The sequence below is a fragment of the Pelagibacterium sp. genome, assembly GCF_035555455.1.
Taxonomy (GTDB): Bacteria; Pseudomonadota; Alphaproteobacteria; order Rhizobiales; family Devosiaceae; genus Pelagibacterium.
Window position 1 is genome coordinate 123028 of sequence record NZ_DATMGM010000037.1, and the last position, 26167, is coordinate 149194.

The 26167-nt window shown below is 60.9% G+C and carries 21 protein-coding genes and 1 pseudogene; 13 read left to right on the forward strand and 9 right to left on the reverse strand.

Translation table 11 applies throughout. The features are described 5' to 3' along the window. Positions 1 to 40 precede the first annotated feature (40 nt). The 6 genes from VNS12_RS06985 to VNS12_RS07010 form a co-directional block, all read right to left on the reverse strand. Complete coding sequence (locus VNS12_RS06985) at positions 41 to 856, reverse strand: Hachiman antiphage defense system protein HamA (protein WP_325487126.1); 816 nt, start codon at positions 854 to 856, stop codon at positions 41 to 43. A 164-nt stretch (positions 857 to 1020) separates the two neighbouring features. Beyond that, positions 1021 to 2472, reverse strand: a complete 1452-nt coding sequence (locus VNS12_RS06990) for an argonaute/piwi family protein (RefSeq protein WP_325487127.1) — start codon at positions 2470 to 2472, stop codon at positions 1021 to 1023. Continuing rightward, positions 2469 to 4352 carry an SIR2 family protein gene (locus VNS12_RS06995; RefSeq protein ID WP_325487128.1) on the reverse strand — a complete coding sequence of 628 codons (1884 nt, stop codon included), beginning with the start codon at positions 4350 to 4352 and terminating at the stop codon, positions 2469 to 2471. The genes VNS12_RS06990 and VNS12_RS06995 overlap by 4 nt, the downstream gene beginning before the upstream one ends. Before the next feature lie 12 nt (positions 4353 to 4364). Further along, on the reverse strand, positions 4365 to 5546 hold the full coding sequence (locus tag VNS12_RS07000) for a Fic family protein (RefSeq protein ID WP_254692428.1): 1182 nt from the start codon (positions 5544 to 5546) through the stop codon (positions 4365 to 4367). 567 nt (positions 5547 to 6113) lie between these two features. Next, positions 6114 to 7601, reverse strand: a complete 1488-nt coding sequence (locus VNS12_RS07005) for an ATP-binding protein (protein ID WP_254691254.1) — start codon at positions 7599 to 7601, stop codon at positions 6114 to 6116. Positions 7602 to 7674: 73 nt separating this feature from the next. Further along, entirely contained in the window at positions 7675 to 11559 is a 3885-nt protein-coding gene (locus VNS12_RS07010; RefSeq protein ID WP_325487129.1) for an AAA family ATPase, read from the reverse strand. 227 nt (positions 11560 to 11786) lie between these two features. On the opposite strand from VNS12_RS07010, the pseudogene VNS12_RS15430 reads away from it, so the two are divergent. Next, a pseudogene (locus tag VNS12_RS15430) lies at positions 11787 to 11927 on the forward strand (DUF6429 family protein); the annotation flags it as partial. 15 nt (positions 11928 to 11942) lie between these two features. On the opposite strand, the gene dinB reads toward VNS12_RS15430, so the two are convergent. Together dinB and VNS12_RS07025 are read right to left on the reverse strand one after the other, a co-directional pair. Continuing rightward, positions 11943 to 13016 (reverse strand): DNA polymerase IV, encoded by a 1074-nt coding sequence (dinB, locus tag VNS12_RS07020; RefSeq protein ID WP_254691256.1) that lies wholly within the window; start codon positions 13014 to 13016, stop codon positions 11943 to 11945. 57 nt (positions 13017 to 13073) lie between these two features. Continuing rightward, complete coding sequence (locus VNS12_RS07025; protein WP_254691257.1) at positions 13074 to 13742, reverse strand: SOS response-associated peptidase; 669 nt, start codon at positions 13740 to 13742, stop codon at positions 13074 to 13076. Positions 13743 to 13903: 161 nt separating this feature from the next. Here VNS12_RS07025 and VNS12_RS07030 point away from each other — a divergent pair, with 161 nt between their 5' ends. From VNS12_RS07030 to VNS12_RS07060, 7 genes are all read left to right on the forward strand, one after another. Then, the gene (locus VNS12_RS07030; protein ID WP_254691258.1) at positions 13904 to 14665 is read left to right on the forward strand and encodes an ImuA family protein; all 762 of its coding nucleotides are present in this window, start codon (positions 13904 to 13906) and stop codon (positions 14663 to 14665) included. Beyond that, positions 14580 to 16103 (forward strand): Y-family DNA polymerase, encoded by a 1524-nt coding sequence (locus VNS12_RS07035; RefSeq protein WP_254691259.1) that lies wholly within the window; start codon positions 14580 to 14582, stop codon positions 16101 to 16103. Before VNS12_RS07030 ends, VNS12_RS07035 begins: the two co-directional genes overlap by 86 nt. Continuing rightward, entirely contained in the window at positions 16100 to 19387 is a 3288-nt protein-coding gene (locus tag VNS12_RS07040; RefSeq protein WP_254691260.1) for an error-prone DNA polymerase, read from the forward strand. Before VNS12_RS07035 ends, VNS12_RS07040 begins: the two co-directional genes overlap by 4 nt. A 324-nt stretch (positions 19388 to 19711) precedes the next feature. After that, the gene (locus VNS12_RS07045; protein WP_254691261.1) at positions 19712 to 20383 is read left to right on the forward strand and encodes a DNA methyltransferase; all 672 of its coding nucleotides are present in this window, start codon (positions 19712 to 19714) and stop codon (positions 20381 to 20383) included. A gap of 70 nt (positions 20384 to 20453) precedes the next feature. Next, the gene (locus VNS12_RS07050) at positions 20454 to 20744 is read left to right on the forward strand and encodes a hypothetical protein (RefSeq protein ID WP_254691262.1); all 291 of its coding nucleotides are present in this window, start codon (positions 20454 to 20456) and stop codon (positions 20742 to 20744) included. Between the two features lie 264 nt (positions 20745 to 21008). Beyond that, positions 21009 to 21224, forward strand: coding sequence for a transcriptional regulator domain-containing protein (locus VNS12_RS07055; protein ID WP_254691263.1), 216 nt, complete (start codon positions 21009 to 21011; stop codon positions 21222 to 21224). An 88-nt stretch (positions 21225 to 21312) separates the two neighbouring features. After that, a complete protein-coding gene (locus tag VNS12_RS07060) occupies positions 21313 to 21792 on the forward strand; it encodes a DUF2285 domain-containing protein (RefSeq protein WP_254691264.1) in 480 nt (159 codons plus the stop codon). A gap of 16 nt (positions 21793 to 21808) precedes the next feature. Here the strand turns inward: VNS12_RS07060 and VNS12_RS07065 are convergent, their stop codons facing one another. After that, positions 21809 to 22096, reverse strand: coding sequence for a DUF2285 domain-containing protein (locus VNS12_RS07065; protein ID WP_325487130.1), 288 nt, complete (start codon positions 22094 to 22096; stop codon positions 21809 to 21811). Between the two features lie 468 nt (positions 22097 to 22564). On the opposite strand from VNS12_RS07065, the gene VNS12_RS07070 reads away from it, so the two are divergent. From VNS12_RS07070 to VNS12_RS07090, 5 genes are read left to right on the forward strand one after another with little or no spacing between them, the layout of a single operon-like run. Beyond that, the gene (locus VNS12_RS07070; RefSeq protein WP_254691266.1) at positions 22565 to 22837 is read left to right on the forward strand and encodes a helix-turn-helix transcriptional regulator; all 273 of its coding nucleotides are present in this window, start codon (positions 22565 to 22567) and stop codon (positions 22835 to 22837) included. Then, a complete protein-coding gene (locus VNS12_RS07075) occupies positions 22838 to 23866 on the forward strand; it encodes a replication initiator protein A (protein WP_325487131.1) in 1029 nt (342 codons plus the stop codon). It begins immediately after the preceding gene. Then, positions 23863 to 25092, forward strand: coding sequence for a DNA cytosine methyltransferase (locus VNS12_RS07080; protein ID WP_325487132.1), 1230 nt, complete (start codon positions 23863 to 23865; stop codon positions 25090 to 25092). The genes VNS12_RS07075 and VNS12_RS07080 overlap by 4 nt, the downstream gene beginning before the upstream one ends. Continuing rightward, on the forward strand, positions 25089 to 25604 hold the full coding sequence (locus VNS12_RS07085; RefSeq protein ID WP_254693023.1) for a DUF2840 domain-containing protein: 516 nt from the start codon (positions 25089 to 25091) through the stop codon (positions 25602 to 25604). The genes VNS12_RS07080 and VNS12_RS07085 overlap by 4 nt, the downstream gene beginning before the upstream one ends. Beyond that, positions 25601 to 26146 (forward strand): S26 family signal peptidase, encoded by a 546-nt coding sequence (locus tag VNS12_RS07090; RefSeq protein ID WP_254693022.1) that lies wholly within the window; start codon positions 25601 to 25603, stop codon positions 26144 to 26146. Before VNS12_RS07085 ends, VNS12_RS07090 begins: the two co-directional genes overlap by 4 nt. Positions 26147 to 26167 lie beyond the last annotated feature (21 nt).

Consider the following 26167-nt stretch of genomic DNA (forward strand, 5'->3'; position numbering starts at 1 on the left):
TCGTGCTCGCGCGGTGGATAGGATGGTGAGCGCGGTCGCCTCAGGCCTCATCGGCTGCCCTCTCGTAAAGCGTATGTACGAGCTTCATCAATGACGGTCCGCGGATAACCAGAAGGCGCAAATTCTCTTGGTTAAAATGAGCCGCACCGTTGGTCGCCGCCATGTCGGTCTCGGCGAAGACGGCCTCGTCGAGAATGGCGGCCGCTCCGTTGATCCGGCGAAAGGGTCGGTCGGCCTCGTTTTGAAAGCGCTCGACCTTTCGGGCATCGCCCATTTCGCCCCGATCGAAGAAACGGCGTTTAATCGCATTGAGGCTCATGCCCTCGCGAAGTCTGTCCTTTACGCTGTCATCGATCGCATCCTGGAGCCGGTTTGCGTCGGACGCAGACATGCCAGATTTGGACTCGAAGATAAAAAGCTCGTCGGCCGGACCGGGGTTGTCCTCGTTCGCGAACTTGAACCCGATAACATCGCAACCCTTTGTCGAGTCATTTCGGTTCCAGCGATCCTGGTAGCGCAACTCGCGTGGGCACCAATATCCTAGGAAATATTCGATGAAGTCGGCGACGACGATCTCGCCAAAATCTCCTGATCGAAGGCTCGGGCCGGGTGCCACCTTCGCATCGGGGAAGAGAATGGTCCTTAGATAATCGGGATGGCCGAGTCCCGTTCCGCCAGCCATGAACGGTAAATCGGCATCGGCGATGTAGTGGTTGCGGAAATGCCGAGCCCAGTTTGAAAGGATTTCAGCGTCATCTTGCGGATTTAGTTCCCATATCTCGATTTCACGGCCACACGCCGTTGCTTGACGCTCTCCAGTATCGACCAGCCAGTTCAGATAGCTCGGTGTCGCCACGGTATGCCTCCCCCAAGGCCGATAAATAATATGGCGTCGATTCGAAGCCATCTTTGCAACGCAGAATGCGCGCGTTTCTTACGAAGTATAATTTAATTCAGATTTCATAATTAGTTCTCAGCAATACCATCGCTTCGGTTTATTTATAATTTGTAGAAACCTCCTCACATGAACAACCGATAAGGATAAACATTCCGGGGTAGGTCCGGGACGTTCGCTATTGTGCGGGCCAGTTTCTGCGAATAGCGAATGCTAACTGGCACTGGGTCGTAGAGCGCGTCGTTATTCCAATCCATCTTCGTGAGGGCCAACACCTCATGGGCGGTGAGTTCAAGTGGCCCGCTGCCGGCATGACGGATCAGTTGTAGCGGCCGGGGAATGCTCTTCTTGCCCTGATAGTAATCGCCTTTGGTTGAGACCTCGGGAGCATTGCCCGCCACCCATATTAAGGCAGAATTGCCCGTGCGGATCACCATCGTCCCGCGCGGCACGGGAAACCCCGAAGGTTTTGATGGCGGTTTCTCTACGCCCGACTTGATGAGCCAGACGCCGCGCCAGCACGATGCCGAACTGACCTCGACGCACTCTATTTCCGCTACGCCGGTAAGCGCATCTAACGCGCCCTCGATTTCAGCGTCCTTGAACGCGGTCGTTTTGTGAATGACCATGCGTTTTGGTAGGTTGCCGCCATTGCGTCCCTGATAGAGTTCCAGGCTACGGGCGAGGACCGCGCGCATGTCGTCGCGACTTAGAAAGGGGTTCCGGCGGGCTTCGGCCACGTCGGCCACCGGGTCTCGCGCCTCGAACGCGACGAACTGCATGCCGCCACCGTCCATGTCGAAGACCTGCGAGCAGCACGTCACATAATGCGCGTCTTGTTGGTCACCGCGCAGGGCATAGGCCAACCCGATGTAGGCGGTGTCCGCCGGCACACCTTTTAGCGGCGCGAGCTTCCATGGCGTGCCCGCAGCCTTCACGTACAGTGCGGTTGAAAGACGCCAAGCGAGCGAGGCCTTAAAGCTGAAGTTAAAGACGCGATCGTTCAGAACCTGGGTCGGAATATTATACTTGGCGCCCAGAGCCTTCAGCACGTCGTGTGCGTCAAAGAATTTTCCGCGTGTCGCCGTGTCCCAGTTGTCGGGAAAGTGGACCAGCACAACGTCGAACTCGTTGCGAACGGTGTCGAGGCGGCGGAGCGCGGCATCCATTGCGAGGTATAGGCGATGCTGCACGTTGCCGTCACCCGGTAGTTGGTCGAGGTGTTCAGGCCACTTGATGTGCGCGCTCGCTGGCGCGGGATCGAGCGACACGCGGAACAGGCGCTCGAAACCGGGATATTCCGGCACATATTCTGATCTGTCGGAAGGCCGATGCACGTCGCGCAACAGCTTCATCAGATCGCCACGACGATGAAAAGCGCTCTCCGGGCCAACCGTCGCGATTCGAATGCGGGGAGTGTATCCGCTAAACGATCCTTTCGAATACGGCCCGAAGTTCAGGAGGCCGCGCAATGGATGGACATCTACCTGGGTGGCATCGGATGGGGAAAACGACAGGTCCGGCTCATCCAAGAGCGTGAATGGCGGCAGCTCGGTTAGGGCTGGGTTCGCCATCATCTGCTCCTGTCGAAGTAGGTATGGTGATGCGACGGTCGGCTAAACCCTGTAACGGGTGACACCTTGAACACGGCATCAATGCCAGTGCCGTCTTCGAGTCCGAAAGCGCTTCGAAGCGTGCCGCCCGTCTCCGTCAGAAGCTGGGCCCAGGCCCCAATAATGCTGGCCCAATTCCTATTATAGCGCGGAGCCCATCGTTCCCGGCGCCAGTCACCGGCAGGATCACCTCGTCGCTCGGCTTGGATGCCCATTTCAGCCGCAGCTTCTTGCGCGACCAGATCCTCCGAACCTTCCGTTTGTGGAGTGTCTTGTCGGGGCAACTGGACGAACGTGTAAGGCTCGAAGCCGCACCACCACTTTCCATCGACCTGTTCCAGCTTGAGCTGGACACCCTCCTGAAACGGGAAGCCGAGCTTGGGCACTGTGCCAAACAGACTGGTGCCGTAGGCATCGCGCAGCCGGGATAGGGTTTGTTGAAGACGCCGCGTTCGATCAGGATCATCGCCGTCGCGCGGTGTTGCAACGACGAGCGAATGGCCGGAACGCCTGTAGCGTGGGATGAGCGGGCGCTGCCGGGCGAGAGATCGCACGAGCGTGTCGTAGAGCAATCCCGTCGCCCAGCTATCAGCGACCGGATCTAGGTCGATCGTTCCAGCGAGCGATGGGCCAAGCGGAGCCAAGGCATCCAGGATTTCCTGGTCACGCCCGAACACCGCTAGCTCACGCCCCAAAGCGGCCGCCGTCGCCCGACATCCCTTCGCCTTGAAGATCTCGCGCACCTCTGCCGATGTTGTCGGTTGGCTCAACCTGATGCGCCTGGCCGCGGTCGGCATCGATTGAAGCAGAATTGCCGAATAGCGCAGCACCGGGAATGCGCGGGCTTTGGCATTTGGAATCTGAACGGGTATGAGACGCGGCGTAGGTCGCCCTTCCATCACCCGATCAAGAAGCGGCTTGGGTAAATCGGTTACCTTGATGATATCGGCAGCCAGTTCGTCAAAGGTCGCGCACTCAACGACGGCCACATCCACGCCAGCCGCTGCGGCCCGACCCAGAAATTCGATCACTGCGGGCAGCAAGCGCGACGCCGACGAGGCAAGCCAATAAAGTCCGTTGGGAAATGGCGACGGCGCGTCGAGAACCTCGTTCAGAGCCTCCATGATCGAAGCGTCACGTCCGCTATAGCCGACGAAGATCATTCCGAAGCGTTGGCCGGACTCCACCAACACATGCCGCATCCGGTTGTCCTGTTCCTCCAGTTCCGATCCCGCATTCTTAATTGCGATCGATTGGTAATCACCGTGGAGCTTAGCGACTAATGGCCAGTCCGATTCATTGAGGCACCGCATGGCACGGTCGGCGGAATCGATCGCAGCCACAGTCGGGCGGTTCTGGTCGCCCACTGGCAGAATCCCATTTGCCGAATGCGCCGACTCCTCGATGAGCGGATCGAAGTTCGTCGTGAAAACGCAATCGACCTTGCCGGCAGCCATCAGACTGCCAAGTACCTTGTGTCCAAAACAGGGAGTGCCCTTGGAGATCGCATCGTCGATATACTGTCGGCGATGCCGGGCCTCTGGATAGACCGCTTCGAAGGCCTTGGCATATTCTGTAGGATCACCGTCAGGTGGCAACAGCGAGTTTTGGCGGAAAAAGGCATCGATCCTGTCGATCCAGATCGGGTCAGCGGTATCGATCTCGCGCTTTGACAGGTTCGTTTCGCGGCAAAAGATTTGCGCCTTGAAATCGCGGATCATGGCATAGCCCGTCGGAATGCCGGAGGCGGCCGATGCGCCTGCGCCGAGGAACCAGGCCACAAGATTTGGCCTGAGATCGAACGCTGTCGTGAATTGTGCGGCGGAGATAGTTTTTATCGGCACAGGCTCCCCCTTTCAGGCCGTCGTGGGGAGCGGGTCGGTTCCCTCGCTCAAGATGGCGAGATATCGCCGGTAACTGAACACGCGCCCCCGTTTGCGCCCGGTGATTTCTTCGACGATGCCGAACCGTTCCAGATCGGCGAGCGCCGCATTGACCGTGGGGGCTGAGAGCCCTGTTTGCTGAACGAGTTGGTTGGCCGTCAGGAACGGGTTTTGCTGAAAAAGATCGTGGATACGCAGCGCGGAGCCTGCCCGGTCGCTCTCTGTCGTGATCCGCTCGCGGTCTTCCTTGAACAGATCGACAATCCGGGTTGCTGCTTCGAATGCCTGATTGGCCGTATCCGCAACACCGGCAAGGAAGAAATCGAGCCAGGCTTCCCATGCCCCGTGCTCTCGCACCTCCTGAAGCAGGCGGTAATAGTCGGCGCGATGCGTTTTAAGGTAGAGGCTCAGATAGAGCAGCGGCTTGCGCAGCACACCGTTGACGCACAGGTACAGCGTCACCAACAAGCGACCGATCCTGCCGTTTCCATCCAGGAACGGGTGGATGGTCTCGAATTGGACGTGCAGCAACCCTGCCTTGATCAGGGCGGGCAGACGCGAGCCGTCCTCGTGCATGAAGCGCTCAAGCGCATCGAGACAAGCATCCATCTCGGTCGGCGGTGGCGGCACGAACAGTGCGTTGCCTGGACGTGAACCACCGATCCAGTTCTGAGACCGCCGAAACTCGCCGGGATTTTTCGTGCCGCCGCGCCCGCTTTGCAGCAGTCGCTCATGCATCTCGCGGATCAGACGTAATGACAGCGGAAGATCTTCCAGACGCTCCAGCCCATACATCATCGCATCGACATAGTTCGATACTTCACGGATGTCGTCGATCGGTTGGCCGGCCTGCGCCTCGGTTTCGAAGCGGAGCAGGTCCGAAAGGGTGGACTGCGTTCCTTCGATCTGGGACGAGAGGACTGCTTCCTTCCTTACATACATGTAGAGGAACAGCTCCTGACGCGGGAGCAACATCGTGATCCCGTCCAGACGACCTAACGCGCGTTCGGCCAGGCCTAGCCGCTCCAGAAGGGCCAGCACGTCGATCGGCGGTTCGGGCGGCAGTGAGGGCGGCACGAAGGCGCGCACGATTTCTCCCGCAACAGGGGTCTCGACAAAGCGGCCTAGCCGGAGGCTGAATGCTGATTCGGACATGCTCCCACTATGCGAGAGCGGCCTTATTTAAGCAATTGGCTTTTGGCTTAAATAGGCGTTGAACTAAAGTAAGTGCTCTTAAATAACGGTCGACAACATTATGGGCGCGTACACGCAAAAGGTTCGTAGCAGCATTTTTCCCGCCTTCAATGACGGAACCCCTGCCGATCGCATTCGCCCTTTGGCCCGTCGCCGACAACACGGTCTTTCACGAACAACCCATCGAGATCATCATCGCTATAGACGCTGATATGTCGGGCTGTAGCGTAGAAACGGCGGTGATCGACGGTGCGTATGCTACTTGGTGACGTTGCGGCCATCAGCGGTGATCGGCGGCAATATCGCGCTATAGAGGGCAATCGGCGGGATGGCGGGCCATGCGGGATACCGATGGGCACGATACCTACTCCATAGCCCTCTATATCCCTCCTAAATAAGGACTTCTGCTTTGCGCCTCCATTCTTGCCACTCGCTTACGGGAACCGTGGTGACGCTCCAAGCGGAAAGCTCTGCCGTAATGACAGAGTTCGGGACCGGGCTGTCCAAGGATGCTCGTCAGCCTATTGATTATTGAGGCGCACCGCGCTTTGCCTCATGATCGTGTTGAACTCGGCCTATGCCATCCTTTCTTTGAGATGGCGGTCTGGAGATCTGTGTCAGGAGGATGATTTCTTCGCTGGGATTTTCAGTCGAGGGGTACGCAACGCCATTCTGGACGAAGCCATGATGCTTGAGGATGCGTTGTAATTTCTCATTCGCCTTCCGCGTCGTCGCGTAAACGAGTTTGGCACGCGCCGCATCTAGCAGGCTCGTGATGAGGTTCCGGGTCTGCTTTCCGCGATGCTTTTGCTCGACGAAGAGCCATCCTATTTCACGCGTGAAGTCACCAGAATTGGCCGTAGCCTGCGCCTTCTGAAAAACACCGTTTCGGTAAGCGAGAGCCGGTTTCTTAAGAGCCCCGACGCCAACAATTGCCTTCTCATATCGAATGAAGCCCAAGACATCCGCCCTCTTGAGACGAGCCTCAATGCCATCCGCGACTTCACCTCCCTTCTTTACGAGGAGCGCGAAATCATCGAGTTCGTTTTTGGTACATTCGCCGGGCTTCTTGATTTGAACCGAGTATTTCTCCTTCTCGACCTTGTCGACGGCGATCTTGAGCGCGCCCTTGAAAATTGGGTGGAGATCTTCCTTCGTCAGCTCTTCTGCGGCCTTACCCTTAGCATTGATCGTGAAGTTGGCGGTGCCTTTCGCGATGACGTCCAGAAGCTTTCTATCGTTTAGAAGTTGGTCGACTAACTCGTCACGAAGCTTGGTCCGCTCACGCTCCGTGACGGGATCATCGCGCTTGTCCTGACGGAAAATCGTTCGAAGTCTCGAGGCAATATCGTTGGTTTCTGAGTTGATGCGAGTGACGTAAGCTTGGATGGTGTCGAGAGCGCTTTCGGTATCGCCAAGCTTGCTGTCAGCCCAGCCGAGTTGATCGGCCATGCTCTGGATGCTGACATCTAAAGAAGCTTCGAGCTGACCGAGTTCCTTTGTTATACGGCCTGCTGCGGCCTCAAACCGCTCGGCGAATGCGCGCGCTTCGCTTTCGAGGAAGATTTTCAGAAGCTCGGTTGGATGCAGTGCGCGATTACGTCGCCCATCACGCGTGCAGTAGATACCCTTGGGAGTGCAGTGTGGCTTCGTGGCGCTGCTCGGGATATCGATTCGCAAAAACGGCTTGCCGTCGTCATTTTCGATGCTGACATCGATAGCGACCGGAGGGATGCACCCCAAAGCTTTGTTGGCTATCTGGAGTATCGTTCCATCGCCAACATCACATCCCACCACGACGCCGACCTGTGCGCCTCCATCGTTGGCGCGTTCGTCGACGCCGGCAAGGATGGCTCCGCCACCCGCGTTGGCGAACGCGACCAAGTCTTCAGCAGACACTCCGTCAGGGCCGCGCTTGAAGTCCGCGCGATCACCTTCCCCTGCCTGCAGCAGAGTTGCGGTGTCCGCAGTTACTGTCCTAGTGATCTTATTTGAAGGCATTTCTAACACTAGCATATCGCGGTCTTCGAAAACACTGGAAGCTCCGCATTTTGCCTGAACTTCCTGCGTTTTCCGAACGCAGGCTCCGTCAGTGATCGTAGATCACGCCGATGATCGGCCGAGCATATGCCATGATCGGCATGTTCGGTGCTCCCTCAATGCTTTCGGTCGCAATGACGACAGATTCGCCGAGACCGCCGATCGTCTCAAATTGGCGCAGATACGGGAAGGCGGAGGTCACTTGAGATCCGACCCGCTTCAGGATGCTCGTGCCGTCATCCAGAGTTAGCGCGACGACCTGTCCCTCAAGCGCCGACAATTCCCCCGCCGTCAGCACTTTTCCTCCCAGTATCGTCTGACCCGGAAGCGCAAGTGGAACCGCGCTTTCTTCCCGCACCCGATAAGCCACCTCTACTTTGGCGAGGATCGGATCGCTTTCGATTTCGATGGCCTCTTCACGGCCATGGGGCGGCGGCAGATGACTGAGCAGAAGGCCTACGACACGATGCACATCAATACCATGATCCTCGAAGGCTAGGGTAGGACGACTTTTCCTTGGGTCGGTCGCTTCGGCAGCGAGTGAAAAGCCCTCGCCATTTCTGGGACGCAGGAGACGACGGGCATAAGCCTGCTTTCCACGCCGAGCGACGACCAAACTATGGTCGCGCGCTGGCGAAGGCTCCGCCTCGACGATAGCTACGGATCCAGCCGGCATCGCGAAACCCATCGTGTCGTGCCTTATGTAAAACAGGGCCTTATCGTCGAACCAACTGCTCGAAAAAATTTCGCACTCGGCTACCTGGCTTTCTCCCAACGGGAGATGGCCGGTGAACGCCGCGATATCTTGTCTGACGGGAATGCTGAACGCCGGTACCTTGACCGGGATTAACGTCACGACATTAGTTGGTAGCGCTTCGGTCAGTGGCTCACGCCAGCGATAGCGGCGGAATTCGCCGTGAACGCGCTCGACGCCAGCACGGAGACGCTTCAGGTCGCCATCAACACGCTCGACATCAGCATAGCTGATCGACGCCTTGTCGTGGTGTGAAGTGTTCAGGATGCGCCGTGTGTCGGCGCCAGCAGTCATCGCCTGATCGTTGCAAAAATCATTCAACACCGGGCTGCGGAACAATTCATTCGAGCGACCGCTGACCAATGCTTTCAGTCGGTCGAACAGCGGCACCAGTGTCGGTGCCTTGGTCGGCGCGGAGTGTGCAGGATAGGCAGGATCATCAAAGAGGTCACCGAGTCTTGCTTCGATGAAGATCCTGGCTTCGTTCGCATAGTCCTGCGCGTAAGATGCGACGTCGGGATTTGCGATGAATAGCTGACGTTTCCGGTCCAGTTCATCGACAGCAAGCGACGTCTCGAGCGTGGCACGCGAGATATTCACCGGGTGGACGGACCGATGCGCGATCAAATCGGCGGGCCGGGATTCCTGTACCAGCGTCCGCGCAAAGCTGCGATCATGTGTCGTGGTGACAATCTGAGCGCCGTCACTCGCGAGTTGGGTAAACGCTCGGGCTAGACGCTGTCGATTATCATAATCGAGCAGATCCTGCGGGTCATCGAGCACCAAGATCGTTAGGCCACCACTGGTCTTCAGCACATATTCCCGGAACGCGAGGTAGAAGGCCATCAACCCCGCGCGCAGCGCAGAGGAATTTGACACGTGTTGGGCAGGAGCGCGAACAATACCTCGCCCCACTTGAATGTCGATGACGCCCTGTGCACTCATCCCTGAGGCTAGTGGCTTAGGCGCAAACGACGTGGCGTTCTGGTAGATCTGATCACGCCAATATTCCGCGCGATCATGGAGTTGGCGCCGCAAGCCCTCCACTTGCTCCTGTGCCAGCGCGCCGATGGGAACAATTTCGTCTAGCGCCTTGGCACACTGGCCACAAGCCTCGATCCGCGCAAGTTTTGTCTGCCGTGACTTGAGCGAAGCGTCGAGCCGGTCTGTGAGGGTGATCGCGGCCGAGATAGGTGCTACTCCTTTCACGATCTCGTCAAGGCGACTGAGGCTTCCGCCGATAGAAGCGGCATGTTCCTGCATCCCCACAACGACTTCCCCTGCTGCCGTGCCTCCACCATTGCGAACCTTCTCTAATGCAGACCGCAAGGCACCAGGATTTGCTGCCATCCACTCGGCAAAGGCCAAGGCGCGTTCGATTCTGGCGATCATGATCGGGAGCTTGCCAACTTCGGCGACCATATTTTCCGGCAGGGCCTCGCTCTCCGGTTCTTCAAACGGCGGCAGCGCAGCCGTTGCCGCCTCAACCAGCTCTTTGGCTAGAGGTTGTAACGCCCGCAGCGTGCCGCGGAAGCCGTCGGTGGCGAACAGTTCTTCTTTGAGTCCCGTATCGAGCAGTGCGCCAGGGTGCTTTGGCAGATCGCGCTCCATCTCTGCGCGAAGCGCTTCCGGCAAGTCGCGCGACAATGTTCCCGACCATCGACGTTCCCACTGGGCGATCGTCTGCGCGACGAGTTCGCCATCGTCGCGCACTTGTCGTATATGTTCCGCAACTGCCATGTTGGTATCGGGATCGATCACGCCCGCAAGTGAATGCCGACAGACGGCGCAATGGTCTTCCTGCGTCTCCCCCTGTTCGGCCATCCAGGTCGCGACGCGCGCATAGAGCTGGGTTCGACGGGCCAGCGTCGGATTGTCCGCAAGTTCCGAAAGCATCGATGCCTCGGTTCGCAGTGTCTTGAGCAAATCGCGAGCCTTCGCGATTGCCTCAGCGTCCAGCACGAGTTTCCCGATCCGCTCGATGCTGGGAAGCGTGCGCACCATCCGGAGTTGCTCGATCGCCGGCCCGATATTCTCCTCCAGGTCCTTGCGTTGGCTGGCGACCTCCGGATCAAAACTATCTCCCAAAACCTCCCGTGCGTCGGCGAGCCCCTCGGCCTTAAGTTTCTCGAAATGGATCTGAAGTCGAATAACGACTTCCGCTGCACTCTCGTCTGCTGCGTTGGGAAGAGCATCTGCCGGTCTCATCGCCGGAAACTCCTCGATCCGCGCTTCGAGGTCACGCCTGTGCTCGGCAAAACCGTCGTCGATCCGATCGAGCTCATTCTTGCGCTCTTTCGTTATATCACCGGCGATCTTCTTGCTCGCTTTCCCCGCATGACGTGCCAGATCGACTAAGTCCGCGAGCCCTGTCAACTTGGCAATCGCGACACCCAGTTCAGAGCTGCTACCGATTTGGAGAAAGGGAAGAATCCCCGGCATAGAGGTGCCCAGCCGAAACGCGATAGGGTCGACACCAAGGGTCGCGATGTCCGGCCCCTCCTCAACCAACTTTCCGTTCGTCTTACGGGTCTGCGTGCGCCGCACCGGCGGAAGCAGGTTACCGCCCACATCGGCGAAGGTTAGTTCTACCCAAGTATCCGCCGGGATCGACTTTGCCGATGCGTCGGGCGTCCAGTCGTTGGCATGCGGCAGCGGAGTAACAGGGCTGATTATATGCTTGGTCGGGTCCACATCCCGATCAATGATGCAATCAAAATCGCGATCACCGCCCTCGGGCAGCCGCTGCGGGCGCAGCAATTGCCCTGTCAAGCACCAGATTATGGCATTCACAAGCGAAGTCTTGCCGGATCCGTTCCACCCTTCAAACATAGTGATGGGTTTCACTGGCTCGAAAACAAAATCGTCGGGTGCGCTGGTGGCGGTCCCATAGGCATGAAGGCCGGCAAAGCGATGTGCCACGAGCTTTACCAGCTTCAGGTGTTGCACTGCTCGGCTCGAAGCCGAAACCGGGGTAGCAAGTGTGGGAGCTACGTTGGCAATAGCGTCGATGATCGCCTCGCAGTCGGTGGCCATCACGTTGCCAGCCCACTTGCGGTTGCTTCGATACCAATTGAGTACTGATCGGGCATGGTCCGTCGCGACAGCTAAAGAGTGCCCCTCGTTGGTGGAAATCGCTCGTCCCGAAATCAGGTCGGCTAGCAGGATGTCGGTGGTCAATAGGTGCAGAGGCCGGACTGTTGTCGACACCGCACCATCACTGCCCTTATTAACTCCCATCTCACCTCCCCCTAGCTCAGCGCTTACCAGATTTTCGCAGCGATACTGACCTTTGTATAGACTACGACAGTGAACGTGCCACCTCCTCTTGGAAAATCGGCGATGCAGTCTTAGCGCTGATCTTCCTCTCACGCGATCATGACGGCCGATCGTGAAAAAGTTTTGATTGGGAAGCGATGAACAGGCTTCATGAGAAGGGGTTCATCAGCAATCCAGTCGGCGAAGCAAAATCCGTAGTCTTGACCATCGAAGGCGTCAGGCAGCCAGAAAAGCTGTTCCGCGCGATTTTTCAGGCCCACGAACAGTGATGATCTGTAAAGACGCTAAAGAAGCCGCAGGCTGAGCTGTCGATCATTTTGCTCAGCGCTGCTCTGCATCAGTGATGACAATGTGACGCCCAGCAGGCGGATACCTTTCACTGTCGGGAACAGCGGGGTGAGGAGCTGAGAGGCTACGCTCTCAAGATCCTTGTCGTTTCGGATGGGTATTTCAGCGGTCCGGCTGCGCGTGATCTGCTGGAAATCAGCATATTTCACCTTCAACGTCACCGTCCGCCCGGTCAACCCCTTGGCCTCACAGCTTCGCCAGACCTTCGCTGACAGTGCGGCGATCTCCGCCTTGGCCTGGTCGAGCATGAAGATGTCCGCGTCGAACGTGTCCTCGGCGCCAATCGATTTTCTTTCGCGATTCGGCTCCACCGGCCGATTATCGATGCCTCGCGAGACACGATAGTACCAGCCGCCGGATTTCCCGAAATGCTCCCGCAGGAATTCCGGCGATTTCTCCCTGAGATCAGCGCCGGTCACAATGCCAAGGCGCTCCATCTTCGCTGCCGTGGCAGGGCCGACCCCGTGGAATTTCTTGACCGGCAGCTCGGCCACGAACTGCGGGCCGCGCGCCGGAGTGATGACGGCCTGGCCGTTGGGCTTGTTCAGGTCGCTCGCCATCTTGGCGAGAAACTTGCAATAGCTGATCCCGGCTGATGCATTGAGGCCCGTCACCTCCTTGATCCTGTTGCGGATTATCTGAGCGATCTCGGTTGCGGCAGGGATGCCCTGCTTGTTCTCGGTGACATCGAGATAGGCTTCATCCAGCGACAGGGGCTCGATCAGGTCGGTGTGCTCAGCGAAGATCTCACGGATTTGCGCCGAGACGGCGCGGTAGACTTCGAAGCGGGGCTTCACGAAAACCAGATCGGGGCAACGCCGCTTCGCCGTGACCGACGGCATCGCCGATCGCACACCATATTCGCGCGCTTCATAACTTGCTGCGGCCACCACGCCGCGCGCGGCTGAACCGCCGACCGCGACCGGCTTGCCGCGCAGCTCGGGATTGTCGCGCTGTTCGACCGAGGCATAGAAGGCATCCATATCGACATGGATGATCTTGCGGACCATGCCCTCCCGATCATCCCTCTCCTCGATCTGTTCTGCGTGCCCCGACATGGAAAATGCTCAGCCAGCCTCAGGAGTGGGCTTTTCGATGAGCTCAAGCAGGTCGTCATCGAGCGGGCGTTGCAGCGTCTTTGCCTCATGCCAGTCTGCCCCCAGCCAGGTCTCGACGTCCTCCCGGCTGGTCAGGATCACAGGCATGGCTTTGGGGTGGATCGGCTTCACGATGTTGTTCGGCTCGGTGGTGAGAAAGGCGAACAGTTCATGCTGGCCGGGACGCGGGGTCCGGTTCGATCCGCGAACGCCTTCCCAACGCGTCCAGATGCCGGCGAAGAAGAACAGCGGCTGGCTGTCGTCCAGAGCGAACCAGTAAAGCGGTTTGCGCCTCGTCACGGGGTCAGGCGTCTGTCCGTATTCCGAGAAGGCCGTGGCCGGGACCACGCATCGGTTTTCGATTCCAAGCCATTGCTGCCAATGTCTTATCCACGTCTTGCGGACATTGGTGACGCCTGTGTCGGGCGCCTCGGGTGACTTCAGGTGTTCGGCCGGTGTCGGCATGCCCCAGGTCAGGGAGGCCAGTTCTCTGTTGCCGTCGATGTTGCGAACAACCGGCGCCGGACGATCAGGATAAACATCCAGCGACGGTTCAAGATTGCCGAGGCTGTCATGGGTTGCTGCCACGAAATCCCGGATCGCCTGCTGGTTCGTCGTCAGATTGTAGAGATTACACAAGCCCGATCCTCCGGTTTTACTCTGCTCCCATAATAAAGACCTCGAACGGGCCTGTCGTTCACATCTCGCCGGACTCAGATTGACTCCTGGCGAAAATGAGAACAAATAAGGAACATAACAGCGAGAATCCACAGTGACAACCCTCGGAGCACCAAACGCGCATGACTACGCGCCCCCTCAATCCAGCCATTCTGGCGCTGCGTGAACGTATCACGCAGTTGGAGGGAGATGGTGCGCGCACGCGGGAGGTTCTGCCCTTCGGCGTGCCGGTTCTGGATCGGAGGTTGCCGGGTGGCGGACTGGCGCTTGGCTGCCTGCATGAGGTGGCGGGCGGCGGGAATGGCGCTGTCGACGGTGCGGCAGCCGCCTGTTTCGTGGCCGGGATAGCCGCTAGAACACCTGGCAAGGTTCTGTGGTGTGTCGCGCAGCAGGATCTGTTCGCGCCGGGACTGGAACAGGCTGGCCTCGCCCCTGATCGCGTCATCCATGTCGAGGCCGGGGACGACAAGTCGGTTCTTGCCTGCATGGAGGAAGGGTTGCGGCATGGCGGACTCGGCGCGGTGGTCGCCGATGTCGCCCGCCTGCCTATGACCGCTTCGCGGCGGCTGCATCTGGCCGCGAAGGAGAGCGGGACCATAGGCATCGCCCTGCGGCGCTGGCGACGGCAAGCCGAGGCTAGCGATTTTGGGCAGCCGACGGCGGCGATGACGCGGTGGCGGGTGTCAGTGCTTCCGTCGCAACCCTTGCCGGTTCCGGGCGTCGGACGCGCGCGCTGGCTCATCGAGCTGATCCGCGCCCGTGCGGGGGAATCCCTCGATATTGAACTGGAGGCGTGCGATGGCTCGGGTCATCTCGGTCTTCCTGCCGACATGGCCGACAGACCGGCTGCGGCGGAAGACTGGCGACACAGCGCTGCCGGTTGAAGCGCCTCTGGTCCTCGTCGGGCGAGACCGGAACCGGCGCATCGTCACTGCGGCAGATGCGGCGGCAAAAACGCTCGGACTGCGGGTCGGGATGCCTGTCACCAAGGCGCAGGCGCTGGTGCCGGGGCTGGCCATCGAACCCGCCGACCCCAAGGCCGATGCGGAAGGCCTGGAGCGTCTCGCCCTCTGGGTATTGCAGCGCTTCAGCCCCATCGTTGCTGTCGATCTACCGGACGGCATCGTCATTGAGTCCACCGGCGCCGACCATTTACACGGCGGCGAGGCTGCCATGCTGGATGCGCTTATCGGTCGGCTGACCCTTTCGGGTGTTGCTGCCCGCGCCGCCATGGCCGACACTTGGGGCGCCGCCCATGCGCTCGCCCGATACCGGGCCGATCCGATCCTGATCTCCGAGCCGGGAAAGGCAGAGGCCATGTTGGCGCCTTTGCCGCTGGAGGCGCTTCGCCTGCCGCCTTCCATCCCGGCTGGGCTGCGCGATCTGGGTTTCAACTCCATAGGTGATCTGATCGGTCAGCCCCGCGCGCCGCTCACCCGCAGGTTCGGTCCGGAACTCGGACGCAGGCTCGACCAGGCGCTTGGGCTGGCCGCAGAGCCGATCACGCCCGTCCGTCCCGAAGACATGATCGAAGCGAGGCGCAGTTTTGCCGAGCCGATCGGTGCGGCCGAGACCATCGCGCGCTATATCGGCAAGCTAGTTGTCTCCCTCTGCGCTAGTCTGGAAGAACGCGGCCTGGGCGCGCGCAGGCTCGATCTGCTGTGCCATCGCATCGACAACCGCATCGAGACGGTCCGCATCGGGCTGGCCCGGCCGGTTCGCGATCCGAAACGGCTGACCCGGCTGCTTTGCGACAAGATCGAAACCATCGATCCCGGCCTCGGCATTGAGATCATGTCGCTTGCGGCCACCATCACCGAGCCTCTGGAGGCGCGGCAGGCGGTCACTTCGCTGATCGATACGCCGGAATCTGATCTTTCGGGCCTGATCGACACGCTGGCCAACCGGGTCGGAGCGCGAGCGATCTATCGCTTTGCCCCCGTCGCCAGCGATGTGCCGGAACGATCTGTCCGCCGCATCCCGGCCTTGGCCGAGGAGACAGGCGCAAGCTGGCCGGATCACTGGCCGCGTCCGTCGCGGCTCTTGATGCGGCCAGAGCCAATCGAGACCATGGCGCTTCTGCCCGACCATCCGCCGAACTGGTTCTCCTGGCGCGGTGTGCGTCGGCGGGTGCGCCGGGCCGACGGCCCCGAGCGGGTGTTCGGCGAATGGTGGAAGCGCGACGCCGAACTGGTTGCGGTGCGCGATTATTTCCGCATCGAGGATGACGCCGGCGAGCGTTTCTGGATCTTCCGCGCCGGCGATGGCGAGGATGCTGCCACCGGCTCGCATCGCTGGTTCCTGCATGGAATCTTCGGATGACGGACGCTCCGAACAATGGCCCGCGCTATGCCGAATTGCAGGTGACGTCGCAATTCTCCTTCCTCCGCGGTGCTTCCTCGGCCGAGGAGTTGTTCGCAACCGCCGCCCTCATGGGGATCGAGGCACTCGCTGTCGTGGACCGCAACTCCGTCGCAGGGATCGTCCGTGCGCATGAGGCGGCGAAGGCCACCGGAGTCCGGCTGATCGTCGGCTGTCGCCTTGATCTGGCCTGCGGCATGTCGGTGCTGGTCTATCCCACCGACCGCGCGGCCTGGTCGCGGCTGTGCCGTCTGATGACGCTCGGCAAGGGACGGGCCGGTAAAGGGGGATGCCATCTCGAATGGGCTGATCTCGTCGCCTATGGCGAGGGTCTGATCGCGGTACTGGTACCGGACCTCGCCGATGAGGACTGTGCCCTGCGCCTGCGCCGCCTGCGCGAGGCGTTCGGGGACCGCGCCTATCTGGCGCTGACACTGCGACGCCGCCCCAATGACCAGATGCGGCTGTGGGAACTGTCACAACTGGCGCAGCAGGCGCGGGTGCCGACCGTCGTGACCAATGACGTGCTGTTCCACGAGCCCGGTCGCCGCATGTTGCAGGATGTGGTGACGGCCATCCGCCACAGCACGACAATAGACGCCCTCGGTCTTCGGCGGGAGCCCCATGCCGACCGCTATCTCAAGCCGCCCGCCGAGATGTACCGCCTGTTCGCCCGCTGGCCCGAGGCTTTGGCGCGAACGCTGGAGATCGCGCGGCGCTGCACCTTCAGTCTTGACGAACTCCGCTACCAATATCCCGAGGAACGGGCCGATCCGACCCTGACCCCGCAGCAAACGCTGGAGCGCCTGACCTGGGAGGGCGCGGCAACCCGATATCCCGAAGGCGTTCCGGATGAGGTGACGGCGGCCCTGCGCCATGAGCTGACCCTGATCGGCAAGCTCGAATATGCTCCCTATTTTCTGACCGTGAACAGCATTGTCCGCTTCGCGCGTTCGAAGGGCATCCTCTGCCAGGGGCGTGGCTCGGCGGCGAACTCCGCCGTCTGTTATGTTCTGGGCATCACCGCCATTGATCCCGGCCGCAACGATCTCCTGTTCGAGCGCTTCGTTTCCGAAGAACGTCGCGAGCCACCCGACATCGACGTGGATTTCGAGCACGAGCGACGCGAAGAGGTCATCCAGTGGGTCTATAATCATTATGGCCGAGAGCATGCCGCGCTGACCGCCACCGTCATCCGCTATCGCTCCAAGGGAGCGCTGCGTGATGTCGGCAAGGCCATGGGCCTGCCCGAGGATCTGATCCAGTCCCTGTCCGGCCAGCTCTGGGCCTGGTCGGAAACCGGCGTCTCGGATCAGCAGATCCGTGAGCTGAACCTCAACCCCGAAGATCGACGCCTGCGTCTGACCCTGGAACTGGCTGCCCAGCTCCGCGGTGCGCCGCGCCATCTGTCGCAGCATCCCGGCGGTTTCGTCCTGACCCACGACCGGCTCGATGATCTTGTGCCGATCGAACCTGCCGCCATGGCGGATCGCCAGATCATCGAATGGGATAAGGACGATATCGACGCCCTGTGTTTCATGAAGGTGGATGTGCTGGCGCTCGGCATGCTGACCTGTATGCGCAAGGGGCTCGACCTGATTGCGGAGCACAAGGGGATCGAACTCGATCTGGCGACGATCCCGGCCGAAGACCCACGCACCTATGCCATGATCCGCAAGGCGGACACGCTCGGCACATTCCAGATCGAGTCTCGCGCGCAGATGTCGATGCTGCCTCGCCTGAAACCACGCACCTATTACGACCTCGTGGTGCAAGTCGCCATCGTCCGGCCCGGACCAATCCAGGGTGACATGGTTCATCCCTATCTCCGCCGCCGCGAAGGGCTGGAAGAGGTTCATTACCCAACGCCGGAGCTGGAGAAGGTGCTGGGAAAAACGTTGGGCGTGCCCTTGTTTCAGGAACAGGCCATGCGCGTGGCCATCGAATGCGCGGGCTTCACCCCCGGCGAAGCCGACCTGCTGCGCAAGAGCATGGCGACCTTCAAGTTCACCGGCGGGGTCTCGAAGTTCCGCGACAAGCTGATCGAGGGCATGGTGGCCAATGGCTATGAACAAGAGTTTGCCGAACGCACCTTCCGGCAGTTGGAGGGCTTCGGCTCCTACGGTTTCCCCGAGAGCCATGCCGCATCCTTCGCACTCGTGGCCTATGCGTCGGCTTGGTTGAAATGCTGGCACCCCGATGCCTTCTGCGCCGCGCTTTTGAACTCTCAGCCCATGGGCTTCTATGCCCCGGCGCAGATTGTTCGCGATGCGCGCGATCATGGCGTCGAGGTGCGTCCGGTCTGCGTTAATGCCTCCCGCTGGGACTGCACGCTGGAGCCGGCCGGCGACGAAACTCGCTTCGCGGTGCGCCTTGGTCTGCGCATGGTCAAGGGGCTGGCCAATGCCCATGCCGGCGCCATTGCCGCCGCACGGGCCGATCAGCCCTTCACATCGGTTGACGACCTTTGGCGCCGTTGCGGCGTTCCGGTCGCGGCATTGACGAGAATCGCCGAAGCCGATGGTTTTCGTCCGGCCTTTGGCCTCGCCCGTCGGGAGGCGCTTTGGGCCATCAAGGGCCTGCGCGATGAAGAACTGCCGCTCTTCGCCGCCGCCTCAGCGCGGGCGGGCGCGACCATTGCGGAGGTCAAAGAGCCTGCGATCAGCTTGCGCGCCATGGCTGCCGGGCGCGAGGTGGTCGAGGACTACAGCCATACCGGCCTGTCGCTGCGCCGCCATCCGGTTTCCTTCCTGCGTGCTGATCTCGCGAGACGTCGGATCGTCTCCTGTGCCGAGGCCATGGGGTCACGCGATGGGCGATGGCTGGAAGCGGCCGGGATCGTTCTCGTTCGCCAGCGTCCCGGCTCGGCCAAAGGGGTGATGTTCGTAACCGTGGAAGATGAAACCGGCATCGCCAATCTCGTCGTCTGGACCAAGGTGTTTGAGAAGTTCCGCCGTATCATCCTGTCCTCGGGCATGATCGCCGTGAAGGGCCGTATCCAGCGCGAGGGCGAGGTTGTGCATCTCGTCGCGCATAGGATCACCGATCTGTCACGGGAACTGGCGAGCATCGGGCAGCGGGACGCCGCCTTTCCGCTGCCGCATGGTCGTGGCGATGAATTCCACCACGGATCGTCCTCGCCAGATCCCCGCGGTCAGCCACCCAAGGTGTCGAGAACGCGCGATATGTATGTGCGCGACCTGCATATCGACGCCATCAGGGTCAGAACGCGGGATTTTAAGTGAAATCGGGACTGCCGGGATAATCAGATCAGCGGCGGCGCACCAAGCTTGACCGCATACGGTCACTAAATCATCGCCGTTGCTTCCGCCGACTCTATTCAAAGGCTTGGGGACGCCGCCCCCGAGCGCGGCGCAAGGGATCGCTGACGCTCGACCGGGACGGTTTCCCCGGCCTTCCTCCACTTCGTTCCTCCGTTACGTGCAGGCCGGGTGATCCCCCTCCATCCCGATCGCTCTTGCACCTTTCACCCCCCGGTCTCGCCGACGGGCAAGGGTTCAGGAGCGCGCGCTTCGCGGCTCTGAACCCAAACCGGAAGGATTAGAGATATGACCAACACAGCCAACACCCCCAGCAATGTCATTTTCAATGGCGATTGCATCGACGTGATGCGGTCCTTTGACCGCGCATCGGTGGATTTCATCCTGACCGACCCGCCCTATGTGACGAACTTCCGCGACCGGCAGGGCCGCACTATTGCCAACGACGATAACGGCCGCTGGCTTCGCCCGGCGTTCACTCAGATGCACCGCGTTTTGAAGGACGGCGGCTTTTGCGTCAGCTTTTATGGGTGGAACAAAGTCGATCTTTTCATGGACGCATGGAAGGCGGCAGGCTTCCGAGTTGTCGGGCATCTTGTTTTCCGCAAGCGTTATGCGTCATCAACGCGCTTCCTTCGCTATCAGCACGAACAGGCTTATTTGCTGGCAAAGGGTAATCCGACTTTGCCCGCCCAGCCTATCCCTGACGTGCTGGACTTTCCTTATACCGGCAACCGGCTGCATCCGACGCAGAAACCCGTCGAAGCCTTGACGCCGCTTATCGAGGCGTTCACGAAGCCCGGCGATTTAGTGCTGGACCCGTTCAGCGGCAGCGGTTCGACCCTGGCGGCCGCGCAGCAGACTGGGCGTAACTGGACCGGCATCGAATTGGACAACGCCCACTATCACACCGCCAGAAAGCGCCTTGCGGAGCTGCAACACCACCGGGTGGCCGCATAGCCCCTTTGCACCGGCGCTCGTCGATGGGGCGGGCGCCATCATGCCACCATTTTACGAAAAGGACCTCACAATGCGCCGGATTGTTACGGTTGATCACCATGGCGGCTGCATAGGCTTGGGCGAGGACGCGAATGGCATTCCGGCACGCGGAGAACCGAAACAGGCCGCAGCCCTTCCGATGGATTTCAGGCTTCACCTCGCAAGCGGAGAAGTGCTGTTCGAGGGCCGTTGCGGTGACATCGATGCCGATTGGTGGAACGGTTTCGAGCCGCTGAATTACCTATGGCATCCGTTCCATTGCCGCCGCCTGTCATACCGCCGTGCAGGAACTCAAGACGCCTGGCGCTCGCTTCGCCCATAAAAAAATTGTATGGCCGCAAGTCGCCGCCGCCGTCCCAGCCGGGACGGCGGCTTTCGCGCGTCCATTCGGCATCGCGTTGGAAAAACACGCTCGCCGGGCGGGGCCCGGCTCGCAGGACAATGCAAGCATTGTCGGAACGCATTGGGGCACTGATCGGGTTACGCGGACCAGTTATCTCTCAACGAGGGCTACCCCTGTGGCCGGACGTACCGAATGATCTTTATGCGGGCAGCGCTTGCGCGCCCGACATAGGGAGGAAGCGCCATGCTCAGCATCGATTGGCGTACTCCGGCGGCTTACAGGCACACTAGGAATCTGCCGGCCGCCGGTTTCGCCTGGGAATACCTTCGCCGCAACAACGAATACCGCCAGGAATACAGGGCTCTGGCGGCGAGTAAGCAGTCGGCTTCCGGACATCTGGAGGCGTTCGTCGAGCGTTGGGGTGTGCGATTTCCCCAGCAATCCCGACGAGCCGCATGAACAGCAGACCATAATATGGTCGCCAAAACTCCAGCCACAAGCAGTGAGGTTATCAGAGGTCGAGGCCGATGGAGCTCACGGCAGCTCCTTGTTCACGCTGGCGCATCTTGATGGTCTGGAGCTTCGCCGAGCGACTGACGGCTGGCACGGCATATGGCGTCTAGACGGAATAGCGCACCAATTCTGGTTGCCGGATGGCACACCGGACACAGCAGCCAGCTACGCGGTGACTTTGCCGCTGGACAGCTTTCTGGAATTGCGTATCCACGCGGCAAGACGACTGTGGCGCTCCCTGACACGCCGCCCGCCAGGCCCGGCCATCGGCACGCTCCCAGATCAATTGCGCGAATGGCACATCCTGTCCTTGCGCGCGCTGGACGCGAAACTGCGCGGTGAGAGCTATCGCGCCATTGCCGAAGTCCTGCTCGGCTTTCAGGGGACGAAAGAAGATTTTGAGAACGACCCGCGCAAGAACAAGGCGCGCCGTCTGGTCAAGCATGGCATCAGGATGATGCGGGGAGGCTATCGTCTGCTGCTTCACTACCCGGTCAAGCCGGGCAAGTCCTGACACTGGGATCTCAGCATCACGCCTTGTTTGCAGCGGCCTGCTCCAGAATCCGTTTATAGCCTTCACGCGAAAGCCATTGCGCGCGTGCCAGGTGGCTTTGCCAGCAGCGGTAGGTTCGCAATTCTTCGCCAATCGGATCTCGGTGCAGAACGATCTGCGCCACTTCCTTCCAGTCTGCATCTTCGGCCTTGGCATCGAGTAGCCGCAGGTAGGTCACAAAATGCTGCTCGTCATACGGCGTGATCTGATCGCCGGTCGGCGCGACGTCATCGACATCGGGATCGAGTTCAGTGGGTGTTTTCATTTCACTCCCCATCCGAAGAATTGCCTTGCTTGCGGTGCGCCCCCGCAACTGGCCCCTTTGACCTGGTGATCGGGAAGTTCGAAACCGTGACTAGACGGCCCCATGGCCTTTAGGCGGGTAGCCCTGGACATACGCCATGGGCTCCCCGACCATAGGGTCAAGGAGTTTGGTGTCGTCACGGCCGACACCAACCGCTAGTCAGGGGTTTCGACGCCCCCGGAGCAGTGCGTCTGCTCCATCTACATTCATAGCTGAACCGCGCAGGATTGTCTTCGGCAATTCGACGAGGCAGCCATCTCGCCTCTGAAATCTCACGTCTTTTTCCGTGCCAGCCCCGTCTTGGAGGGGGTGCCGCCAGCGAGTGGTCGCAAATGCGGCACGCTACACGCCGCCGGTGCCTCGCCATGGTTCGCCACAGTCCGCCGTCCCCGCGACGGCCTGTCTGTCTGACCAACCGGAGGCGATCCCATGACCCACGGCCGCAAAGCCGACCTGCCGCCGCGCCTGCTTCGCACCCAGGAAGCTGCACGCTTCCTCGGTATCTCGCTGCGCACCCTCGAAAAACACCGGACCTATGGAACTGGGCCCGTCTATCGGAAGATCGGCGGGCGCGTCCTTTACACCCTGCACGATCTGGAGGCCTGGAGCGCAGTCGGCTCGCGGAAATCCACGCGCGACCAAAATGCCGGTACGGTCTTTCCGGCGCGTCCGCTCACCCCTGCCGAGAGGGGTGAACTCTGAATGCTGTGCACCAACGATCATAAACCGTCGAGGCGCGATGCTGTCAGCGAGCGCAGCCACCTCGACCCATTCGTCGTAGCCACCGGAGACGCCGCGCCGCGCGATCAGCGCGACCTGATGGAACGACCGTTCTTCTCGCTGGCCAAATCCCCGCGCACCAGGCCCATTCTCTACAAGGCCGCCGATGTGGAGGTGCAGGTGCTCGCCATGCCCGAGCACGGCATGGCGACCATCTGGGATGCCGATGTGCTGATCTGGGCGGCGTCCCAGATCGTCGCGGCCGAGAACGCCGGCTTTCCCACCTCGCGCTTCTTTCGCTTCATGCCCTATCAGCTCCTGCGCGCGGTCGGCCGGTCCACCGGAAACCGCGACTATCTTCTGCTGAAGGCCGCACTCGCGCGGCTGCAATCGACCGTCATCGCGACCAGCATCCGCAATGGCGCGCATTGGCGGCGCCGCCAATTCTCATGGATCAACGAATGGGAAGAGATGACGACGCGCAGGGGCCGCGTCGAGGGCATGGAGTTCGTCCTGCCCGAATGGCTCTATCAGAGCGTCATCGATCGCTCGCTGGTTCTGGCAATCGACCCGGCATATTTCCGGCTGAAAGGTGGCATCGAGCGCTGGCTCTATCGCGTCGCCCGCAAGCATGCCGGACATCAGCCCGAGGGCTGGGTATTCGAGTTTTCTCACCTGCACCATAAATCTGGCAGCCTCGCACGGCCGTCTGACTTCGCGCTCGATCTGCGCCGGATTGCAGCCCGCCAATCTCTGCCCGGTTATCGTCTCCAGATCGAGTGGCAGGACGGGCGAGAACTGCTGCGCTTTCTCCCTGCAAAACTATCCACAGGCACTGTGGATAACCCTATGGAGGCAATCGGGACATCGGGCGCACGCAGCATCGGGACATCAGGCGCAAATCGCCGCCGACACTCTATAGAAGACTCTAACAATAAAACTAACTCTTCTTCTTTGACGCGCGCGCATCCGAGCCATGGTGCTGGTGCCAACCGCCGAGCTGCGCCATGATGCGCGCGCTCGATCTGTTCAGCGCAGCCGCCGGAGGCCGGTCGCTTGGCCTCCATCGCGCCGGCTTCATCACCGTTGCTGCCTGCGAGATCGTCAAATGGCGGCGCATCCTTTACGCAGAGAACAATCCTCATGTCCGCCTCTACGACGACATCCGTGGACTCACGGCAGCTCGCCTTGTTTCCGACCTTGGAATACTCCCCGACATCATCGTCGGCAGCCCGCCCTGCCAGGACATCTCCAGCGCCAACACCAAAGGCAAGGGGATCGAGGGCGAACGGTCGGGCCTCTACCTTGAAGCCGTCCGCCTGGTCGGAGATTGCCGCCCTCGCTGGTTCGCTTTTGAGAACAGCGCTAATCTCAGAACTCGCGGCGCTGACCGAGTGCTCGGCGAGCTGGAAGCGCTCGGCTACGCCACAGAACCGTGCGTGGTGGGTGCTGCGGACGTCGGCGCCAACCATATACGCAAGCGGTCATGGCTCATCGGCTATGATCCCGAGCAGCTTGCCAACACCCATGGCCTCGGATGGAATGAAAGACGCCGCAGGCGGCGGAGCGGGATCGACATATCCGCTGCGGGCAATCCTGGCGACTCCGAGGAAATCGGATGCGGATCGAGGTGGCAGGGGCGACGTTCTCAGCCAGTTGCAGGGCCATGCCAGCCGCCATGCGGGTATGCTGCCGACGCCGGTGAAGCCGAATGGCGGGCGCAGGTTGAGTCCGCGGGAAATCGAGACGGGCAAGCGGGAGAACGGGACGAAGGCGCAGATCGACACGCCGAACCTCTTGCGCCACGCGGCGGAAATCCTGCCGACACCCACGAAACGCGACAGCCGCATGGACGGCTGGAGCCCGGCCTACGATCGGCGCAATTCGCCGACGATGGATGCGGTGATGGATGGCGCGATGACCAATCGTGCGCCGGACAGATGGGCGGGAGCGCGGGCGCTGGCGGCGATGCTGCGGAACCATGGGCTAACTGGAACGGCGGCCTTGCCCATCACCTACGGCTGGATGATGGGCTTTCCGCCTGGGTGGCTGACACGCGCATTGCGCTCGGCAGTCGCAAAGGGACTGCTGCGGCCAGCCTGATCGTCGAGGCGTTCGGCGACGCCGTTCTTCCGCAAATCCCAGAAGCCATCGGGCGCGCCATTCTGCGCACTGAAGCTGCACTCGACGCGGTGCTCGCCTGTACATCCTTAGACATTCCCGGAGAAGAACAATGACCCGGCGCACCTTTCCCGGCGCGCGCGGACGCGGTCTTGCGGATGCACCACCCTTCATCACGCTGGTCGAACTGACGTTTCAGCGGAAGAAGGTCGAACACTGGATACGCTTCGGGCGCAAGAGCTACGAACAGATCATCGACCGCCGCCGCAGCGTCGTCGGGTTTGCGCCGGGCAGCGTCTTCGCCTTCGTCCGATGGGCGAATGGCGAGCATGGCACGGTCGTCTCCCGCATCGATATCGTGCGGGCCATCGGGCGCGGTGAGCCATTCCAGACATTGCCGTTCGTCCGCCCCGGCGGCGAAATCCTGTTGCGCCTCGATGGCTGGCCGAAGGTGCAGCGCGGTCTTGCCGCCATCGACGCCGTGGAATCGCTCGGCCTCGATCCGGCCGACGCCGCACCGGAGCATTGGCGGCACGTCCACAACCGTTTGACCGCCAATCTGGAGCCGCACGCCTACACGCCCGAGCGACATGCCGCGTGGCTTCATCGCCGAAGAATCGAGCCATGACGCGCCGCCGCACCCTCACGGTGACGGCGCTCGCCGCCATCGGCATCGCCGCCGCCAGCGCCGTCAATTGGCCCGTGAAACTCATCTGGAACGCGACGGCCAGCGCACCCATCGGCTTCTACACCGTCGAGCCGGCCGAGCGGATCGAGGTGCACGAGCTGGTCGCCGTCATGCCGCCCGAACCGCTCGCGGCCTTCATGGTTGAGCGCGGTTATATCGCGCGCTGCGTCCCGCTGTTGAAGCGCGTCTTGGGCCTGCCGGGACAGCGGGTTTGCCGCTTGCGATCCACGATCACGGTTGATGGGATCGAGATGGGCGAGGCGCTGGACCGTGACAGCCTCGGCCGCGATCTCCCCGCCTGGCAGGGCTGCCGCGTCATCGGCGACGACCAGCTTTTCCTCATGAATTGGGAAGTCCGCGACAGCCTCGACGGCCGTTATTTCGGACTAACCCCCGCAACTTCCGTCATCGGCCGAGCGGTCCCGCTCTGGACTGATGAGGAAGGCGTCGGCCGCTACGAGTGGCGCGCGCCGACGCACTGAAACCACCCCGAGAACCAACCG

Coding starts and splice junctions, on each gene's coding strand:
- VNS12_RS06990 (WP_325487127.1), bottom strand. CDS start 2,472: ATGATGGCGAACCCAGCCCTAACCGAGCTGCCGCCATTCACGCTCTTG.
- VNS12_RS07000 (WP_254692428.1), bottom strand. CDS start 5,546: ATGTCCGAATCAGCATTCAGCCTCCGGCTAGGCCGCTTTGTCGAGACC.
- VNS12_RS07090 (WP_254693022.1), top strand. CDS start 25,601: ATGACGCGCCGCCGCACCCTCACGGTGACGGCGCTCGCCGCCATCGGC.
- VNS12_RS07040 (WP_254691260.1), top strand. CDS start 16,100: ATGACGGACGCTCCGAACAATGGCCCGCGCTATGCCGAATTGCAGGTG.
- VNS12_RS07035 (WP_254691259.1), top strand. CDS start 14,580: ATGGCTCGGGTCATCTCGGTCTTCCTGCCGACATGGCCGACAGACCGG.
- VNS12_RS07045 (WP_254691261.1), top strand. CDS start 19,712: ATGACCAACACAGCCAACACCCCCAGCAATGTCATTTTCAATGGCGAT.
- VNS12_RS07050 (WP_254691262.1), top strand. CDS start 20,454: ATGCGCCGGATTGTTACGGTTGATCACCATGGCGGCTGCATAGGCTTG.
- VNS12_RS07055 (WP_254691263.1), top strand. CDS start 21,009: ATGCTCAGCATCGATTGGCGTACTCCGGCGGCTTACAGGCACACTAGG.
- VNS12_RS07085 (WP_254693023.1), top strand. CDS start 25,089: ATGACCCGGCGCACCTTTCCCGGCGCGCGCGGACGCGGTCTTGCGGAT.
- VNS12_RS07005 (WP_254691254.1), bottom strand. CDS start 7,601: ATGCTAGTGTTAGAAATGCCTTCAAATAAGATCACTAGGACAGTAACT.
- VNS12_RS07075 (WP_325487131.1), top strand. CDS start 22,838: ATGCTGTGCACCAACGATCATAAACCGTCGAGGCGCGATGCTGTCAGC.
- VNS12_RS07065 (WP_325487130.1), bottom strand. CDS start 22,096: ATGAAAACACCCACTGAACTCGATCCCGATGTCGATGACGTCGCGCCG.
- dinB (WP_254691256.1), bottom strand. CDS start 13,016: ATGGTCCGCAAGATCATCCATGTCGATATGGATGCCTTCTATGCCTCG.
- VNS12_RS07080 (WP_325487132.1), top strand. CDS start 23,863: ATGATGCGCGCGCTCGATCTGTTCAGCGCAGCCGCCGGAGGCCGGTCG.
- VNS12_RS07030 (WP_254691258.1), top strand. CDS start 13,904: ATGACTACGCGCCCCCTCAATCCAGCCATTCTGGCGCTGCGTGAACGT.
- VNS12_RS07070 (WP_254691266.1), top strand. CDS start 22,565: ATGACCCACGGCCGCAAAGCCGACCTGCCGCCGCGCCTGCTTCGCACC.